Genomic DNA, 7,416 nt, shown 5'->3' with positions numbered 1-7,416 from the left:
CGTACATATAAATAATATAAATGAAAGAGAGTGATTTTGTAATCACTCTCCTAAACATTTGTATAAAAAGTTACTAGTAAATTTTTTAAGTTTATAGAGCTTCTCCCTATATTTTTTAATTCTAACAGTTTTTCTAAATTTTTACTTCTATTTCCTATAAGAGAAATTGTATAATTTATGATTTCTTTTATCAACTCTCTATCTGAAGTATTCAAAAGAATTTCATCCACAAAGTACAACTTATCATTCAGTGTTAAATAATCCTTTGTATTTATAAAATCTCTTATAGATTTATATACTTCTACTTTATACTGAAACTCTTTTGTATCTGTCCAATTTTTTATATTATGTCCAATTCTTTCAAAAGAACTACCCTCATTTAAATCTATTTCACTATTTTTATAATCTTCTATCTCATTTGATTTTCCTAAAAAAAATCTATATTCCTCTTGAGTTACCCCAATCTCTTCTGCACTCTCTTGAAGAATATTTAATAAAATCGATCTAGATTTTATTGTTGGAAGAATATTTAATCCCATAGAAGTTAATATAAAAAAACTTCCACTATTAGGTTCTTCTATTAATTTTAACAACGCATTTGCTGATTCTTTTCTTAACTTTTCAACATCCCTTATTATATAAACTTTTTTCTTTCCTTCGTAAGATGTTGTTGAATCTCTGTAAGCTAACTCTCTAATTTTCTCAATTTTAATACCTGTTATATCGTCTAAAATTTCTAAATCTCCATGAGTTTCACTCTCTATTCTTATGCAACTTTCACAAACTCCACAAAAATCATCTGTATAATTAACACAGTTTAAACTTTTAGCAAAAGCCTTTGCAAACTTTTTCAAAAGATCTCTATCAATTCCATAAAAAAGATATGTTCCCGCTTCTCTTTTAAAATTAAGTTCTTTTTTTAAAAAATCAATAGCTTTTACATTGGAATTTAAATCTTTAAACATTATCTCTCAGCCTTTTCAATCTTTCTTAAAATAGAAATCTGATCAAGAGCCATTCCAGCTCCTTTAACCACACTCTCAAGAGGTGAATCAGCTAATCTTACATTTAGTGAAGTATGTTTTGAAATTAATTCTGGGAAGTTTCTAATTAAAGAACCTCCTCCTGCCATAACTATTCCTCTATCTATTATATCTGCTGCTAATTCTGGTGGAGTTTTTTCTAAAACATCTTTTACACAAGTTACAATTTCCATTAGTGAGTCCATAATAGCTTCTCTAATCTCTTCTGATCCAACAGTAACAGATTTAGGTAATCCAGTTATTAAATCTCTTCCTTTTATTGTCATTGTTTCCTCTTCTGCTAAAGGAATAGCTGTACCTATTTGCATTTTTATACTTTCAGCTGTTTTATCTCCTATTAATAAAGTATGTGTTTTTTTAATATACTTTATTATATCCATATCAAAATTATTTCCAGCTGTTCTTATAGTTTTACTTACAACTGTTCCACCTAGTGATATTACTGCAACGTCTGTCGAACCTCCACCAATATCAACTATCATATTTCCTTCTGGTGCTGATATATCAATTCCTGATCCTAGTGCAGCTGCTCTTGCCTCTTCTATTAAATAAGCCTTTTTAGCTCCAGCTGAAAGAGTTGCCTCTAATACAGCTCTTTTCTCTACTCCAGTTACATCAATTGGAACACAAATCATAACTTCAGGCATAAATAGCGAGTATTTTCCAAATACCTTTTTTATAAAATACTTTATCATAGCTTCTGTTATATCATAATCAGCTATTACTCCCTCACTTAGAGGTTTTACTGCAACTATCGAATCTGGTGTTTTTCCTAGCATATCTTTAGCTTCATTTCCAACAGCTAAAACTTTTCTACTTTCTCTTTCCACTGCTACAACAGATGGTTCATTTAATATTATTTTCCCATGTTTTTTACTATATACTAATGTATTTGCTGTCCCTAAATCAATTCCAATACTTCTACTAAATCCAGGTAGTTTCAATTTGAATCCCACTTACTATCACTCCTTAACCTAAGTTTTTTTCTACTATTTTATTTATCTCTTCTATTTTTCCCTCAACATAAAGCGCACCAATTAGAGCTTCAAAAGCAGTTGCCTCTTTATATTCCATAACACTACACGATTTAGGAAAAGTTTTTATATTACTATTTTTAGATCTATTTACTAATGTTAATTTATCTTCATCTAATTCATCAATTATATTTTTTAAATACTTACTTTGAGCTTGAGCATTTACATGCTCTTTTACAAGTCTGTTTAAATTTTTTATATTATATCCTTTATTTATAAAATATGTTCTTATAGAAAGTTCCCACACAGAATCACCTAAATATGCTAAAACTAATCCATTTGCTTCACGCACATCTAAATTGACCATGTTGTTTTTTCCTTTCCATCCTTTATTTTAATTCCCATCTCTAAAAGTCTATCTCTTACTTTATCTGAAAATGCCCAGTCTTTATTATCTCTTGCTTCTCTTCTTAGTTCAAGTAAAAACTCAATTAATTCTGTTGTCATATCTCCTACTTGAACCTCTACTTTTAATAAAACTCCAAATACCTCTTCCATAACAACTCTTATATATTCAATTGTATCTTCTAATACTTCAAATCCAACTTTAGAAATTTTATCAATTTCTCCTGCTTTATTTAACTCTTTCACAAGTTCAAATATAGCTCCTATTCCACCAGCAGTATTAAAATCTTCATCCATACATCTTATAAATTTATCCTTTGATATCTCTAAAGTTTCTTTTAATTCTGTCAAATCTGATCCATTTTCAATAGGCTTTGATGTTAAAATCTCTTTTCCTCTAGATACAGCATTTTCTATTCTTTCTAATCCCGCTTTGCTTTGAACTAATTCATTATCAGAGAAATCGATAGGCTTTCTATAGTGAGAACTTAAAATAAAGAATCTCACCACTCTTCCTTCAAATTGTTCTAATACCTCTCTTAAAAGGAAGAAGTTTCCTAAAGATTTAGACATCTTCTCTCCTTTAACATTTATATAACCATTGTGAATCCAGTATCTTGCAAACTCTCCACCTGTTCCACATTTTGATTGTGCAATTTCATTTTCATGATGTGGGAATATTAAATCTTGTCCCCCTCCATGAATATCAAATGTAGGTCCTAAATATTTATTTGACATTGCAGAACATTCTATATGCCACCCAGGTCTTCCTTTTCCCCAAGGTGAATTCCAGAAAGGTTCTCCCTCCTTAGCTTTTTTCCATAAAGCAAAGTCTAGTGGATCTTTCTTTATCTCTGATACATCTATTCTTGCACCACTTTTTAAATCATCTATACTTTGTCCTGATAATTCTCCGTATTCTTGCTTATAACTATTTACATCAAAATATACGTCACCTTGAGATTCATAAGCATATCCTTTTTCAATTAATGTTTTTATGATTTTTATCATTTCACCTATATGCTCTGTTGCTTTAGGTCTTATCATGCCTTCTTCTTTTAAATTAACTTTTGCCGTATCCTCAAAATATGCATCTATATATTTTTTAGCTATATCTTGAAGAGTTACTCCCTCTTCATTAGCTTTTCTTATCATCTTATCATCAACATCTGTAAAGTTTTGAACATATTTTACTTTATAACCTCTAAATTCAAAATATCTTCTTACTGTGTCAAAGAATATAGCTGGTCTAGCGTTTCCAATATGAATATAATTATAAACAGTAGGTCCACAAACATACATTGAAACCTCGCCCTCTTTTAGAGGTTTAAATATTTCTAATTCGCCTTTAAGTGTATTATATATTTTTATCATTTTATGCCCTCCTATTTAGCTGTTTTTAATAGATTAAGTGCTGTTTCTTCATTTAAAATTGTGCTTATTCGTAGCCTATTCTCTTCTGCTATTCCTTTTAACTCTGCACTTCCTATAACTTTATTTTTAATCTTTAAATCTATGTATCCTGATATAAATTGTTTCTTATCAATGTTTACGTCTATCAATTTATCACTACTTAAAGTTGATATTTTACTATCATCTTTTGGATTATTTATATAAACACTTGAAGATACTCCTTCAATAAAACTATTTCTAAAGAAATAATTTAAGAAGAATAAAAACGATCTTAACTCAGCATCTCTTGTGCTTCTTAAATAAAGTTTATTTTTTTCTATAGTTCTTTCTCCTGATAATCCATCTTGAGCTATACCATTAAAACTTTTTATAATATCATTTTTTCCACCTATATTTGCTGTTAGTGTAACTTGCTCTTTTTTATTTACTTCTCCTGTTAATACAAGTTCATCAAATCCTCCTAGAGGATTTTTCCCAAGATTTAATATCAACATTCCTAGATTTTTTCCTTTTTCTCTATCTAGTATTTTTAAAAGATTTTGATTAAAATATTTTTCATTTTTTAATATTCTTTCAATATCTTTTTCTCTTTTTCCTATTAAAAAATTACCTTTTTCTATTTTCAGATATACTTTTTCACCATTTAAATACTTTCTACTATACTCATCTTTTAATACATAAAAATCATTACTTTTATTAAAATAAGTTTCAACTTTTAATGTTATAAATGGATATATATATCCAAAATCTACAATTCCTACACATGCTTTTTTATCTGATATAAAACTACTATCCGAAACTACATATAGTCCTTTTACATAACTTAATCCTCTTTTTACCTTATCATCAATATTAAAATCTGCCTTATTTAAAAGATTTATAACATTTTCAAAATTTTTATGATTAACATCTTCATTTACATATGCTACATTTATTCTATCACTTAAATACACTCTTGGATTCTCTTTACTAGCATAAAATACACTTACTAAAATACTAACTCCGCATAAAAATCCTAAAGTTATTTTTAAAGTTTTTTTCATCGGTACTCCTTTTAATAAATTTATCTACTTTTCTTTATTCTTCTTAATTCATTTAGTACTAAATCTATTTTTTCATTTTTACATGATCCCGATGCAAATCTAACTTTTATTATCTCTTTTTTCTCAACTAGAACGTTTTTTCCATCCTCTTTGAAGTATTCCATTTTTTCTATCGTATCTCCTGATGGACTAATTGTAAAACTTCCACCCCAGAAGTTTACACCATCCTCTACTCCCACTCTATTTACCATAACAACAAAACATCCATTACTAATGGCTGTTGTCTTACATATAGACTCCCAAAGGTTGCTTATCTCTAATCCTTTATTTGAAAGTCTTGTTGGACTATTTGCTATAACAAAAATTGTTTGTGCTCCATCTTGTCCTAAAATATACGAACTACTTTGATGAAAAATATCTTCACATATTAGCATTCCAACTCTACCAAACTTTGTATCAAAGGCTCTTATATTTTCTCCCTCTTTAAAATATCTGCCTTCATCAAAAAGTCCATAAGTCGGTAGATAAACTTTTCTATGCTTATGTTTTATCTCACCATCTTCTAAATAAAATGCTGTATTATAGTGATATAAGTCTTCACTTAGCTCAACTGCTCCCACTATTATTGATATTTTTTTAGATAGTTCTAATAATATATTGGGCACCTTATCTAAAGCAACATCATAAACCATCTCTTCTAATAAATATCCTGTTAAAGATAGTTCTGGGAACACAACGACTTCTGTTCCTTTTTCAATTTCCTTTTCTACTATATCAACTATTTTTTTTAAATTTTTTTCTGTATCTCCTAATATTGGCTTCATCTGAGCTAAAAAAACTTTCATTTCCCTCTCCTTTATTAAATTAAAGAAATTTTAAATCCTCAACAGTTGTAACTTTTATATTGTCATAATCTCCTATTAAAACTTTAATTTTTCCACCTATTCTTTCTACTAAAGATGAATCATCTGTTCCTAAGAAATTATCTTCTCGTGCTTTTTTATAAGCTTCTTTTAATATCTTTCCTCTAAATATTTGAGGTGTATGAACTGCTATATACTCCTCTCTTTTAGGTGTTTCTATAACTTCACCATTGATATTAATTTTTTTTATTGTATCTTTTAGTAGAACTCCCACTACAATACCATCAATTTTTAAATCTTCTTCTAACATTTTTAATGCTTGAGAAAAATATTTATCTTTTAAATATGGTCTTACACCATCTTGTACCCCTATTATACTATTATCCTTACAATATTCCAACGCATTTTCTATAGAATATTGTCTTTCTTTTCCACCTGACACTATATTTTTAACTTTGGATATTCCATATGTCTTACATAACTCTTTTACTAACTCTATTGATTCCTCTCCAGTAGTAACAACAATTTCATCAATATTGTTACTTTTTTCTGCAACCTCTAATGACTTCATGAATAAAGGTTTCCCATCAATCTCTAAGAATTGTTTAGGATATCCCAAGTTCATTCTCTTTCCAATTCCAGCCGCTGCTATAATTAAAGTTATTTTAGAGTTACCACAGTACATCCGATTCCTCCTTCGTTATGACCACCAGCTCTATAGTCTTTAACGTATCTCGAAGTTTTTAAGAATTCCATTATGCCTGTTCTCAGTGCTCCTGTTCCTTTTCCATGAATTACATATATCTCAGTATATCCGTTCATTAAAGCTCTATCCATATAAGTTTCTAATTCATATATCGCTTCATCAACTAACTTTCCTCTTAAGTCCACTTCATTTTTAACTCTTGTTTTAGCATGAGTATTTATAGGTCTATACTCTTTTTTCTTTGGTTCTACAACTGTTTTTACATCATCCATAGAAACTTCTAACTTTAATATTCCTGCTTGTATATTTAGTGTTTCTTTATTTAAGTTTATTTTATTTACAATAGCATATTGATTTAAACTATTTACAAATACTCTATCTCCAACTTTATAATCTATCTTTCTTGCTACTTTAGGTTTAACCTCTACATTTTCTGATTTTTCCTCTTGTAAAGATGTTCTAAGCATATTAAGCTTCTTTTGAACCTCTTTCATCTCTTCTTTTGTTTTATCTTCTTTTTGAATCTTATTAACTAGAGCTGCTGCTTTATTTTGCATATCTCTCATCATTAATTCAGCTTTTTCATATGCTTCTTTTAAAATTTGATTTTTTTCTTTTTCTAATATTCTTAATTTTTCCTCATATTCATCTTTATCTTTTTGAGCTTGAGCTTTTAAAGCTTCCACTTCTGATTGCATACTTTCAAGTTCTAAAGATTTATCTTTTATATTGGAAATCATTTTTTCTACTTTTTTATCTTCATCACTTATATAGCTTTTTGCTCTTTCTATAATTACTTCAGAAACTCCCAATCTTTTTGCTATTGTTAAAGCATTACTCTCTCCTGGAACTCCTATTAAAAGTCTATATGTTGGAGACAGAGTTTCTACATTAAACTCCATTGACGCAGTCTCTATATCTACCTCATTATATCCATATGCTTTAACTTCACTATAGTGAGTTGTTATC

The 7,416-nt window shown here is 28.6% G+C and carries 8 protein-coding genes; all 8 read right to left on the bottom strand.

The genetic code is table 11. The features are described 5' to 3' along the window. Window positions 1-50: 50 nt before the first annotated feature. Window positions 51-965 carry an ATPase gene (locus Q0V08_RS09585; RefSeq protein ID WP_297434259.1) on the bottom strand — a complete coding sequence of 305 codons (915 nt, stop codon included), beginning with the start codon at window positions 963-965 and terminating at the stop codon, window positions 51-53. Continuing rightward, window positions 965-1,987, bottom strand: a complete 1,023-nt coding sequence (locus Q0V08_RS09580; protein WP_297434261.1) for a rod shape-determining protein — start codon at window positions 1,985-1,987, stop codon at window positions 965-967. The genes Q0V08_RS09585 and Q0V08_RS09580 overlap by 1 nt, the downstream gene beginning before the upstream one ends. 25 nt (window positions 1,988-2,012) lie before the next feature. Continuing rightward, window positions 2,013-2,384, bottom strand: coding sequence for a ribonuclease III domain-containing protein (locus Q0V08_RS09575; RefSeq protein ID WP_023051038.1), 372 nt, complete (start codon window positions 2,382-2,384; stop codon window positions 2,013-2,015). Continuing rightward, entirely contained in the window at window positions 2,372-3,796 is a 1,425-nt protein-coding gene (gene cysS, locus Q0V08_RS09570; protein ID WP_240219519.1) for a cysteine--tRNA ligase, read from the bottom strand. The genes Q0V08_RS09575 and cysS overlap by 13 nt, the downstream gene beginning before the upstream one ends. An 11-nt stretch (window positions 3,797-3,807) precedes the next feature. Beyond that, on the bottom strand, window positions 3,808-4,878 hold the full coding sequence (locus tag Q0V08_RS09565; RefSeq protein WP_297434256.1) for a hypothetical protein: 1,071 nt from the start codon (window positions 4,876-4,878) through the stop codon (window positions 3,808-3,810). 20 nt (window positions 4,879-4,898) lie between these two features. Continuing rightward, window positions 4,899-5,723, bottom strand: coding sequence for a nitrilase-related carbon-nitrogen hydrolase (locus tag Q0V08_RS09560; RefSeq protein ID WP_297434254.1), 825 nt, complete (start codon window positions 5,721-5,723; stop codon window positions 4,899-4,901). Between the two features lie 19 nt (window positions 5,724-5,742). Then, the gene (ispD, locus tag Q0V08_RS09555) at window positions 5,743-6,426 is read right to left on the bottom strand and encodes a 2-C-methyl-D-erythritol 4-phosphate cytidylyltransferase (RefSeq protein WP_297434252.1); all 684 of its coding nucleotides are present in this window, start codon (window positions 6,424-6,426) and stop codon (window positions 5,743-5,745) included. Next, the coding region (locus tag Q0V08_RS09550) for a Smr/MutS family protein (protein WP_297434250.1) at window positions 6,402-7,416 on the bottom strand (1,015 nt) is incomplete at its 5' end. The genes ispD and Q0V08_RS09550, both read right to left, overlap by 25 nt.

Source organism: uncultured Cetobacterium sp., from assembly GCF_947038635.1.
Lineage (GTDB): Bacteria > Fusobacteriota > Fusobacteriia > Fusobacteriales > Fusobacteriaceae > Cetobacterium_A.
Note: the sequence above shows the minus strand (reverse complement) of the source record. Positions and strands in the feature narration are given on the sequence as shown.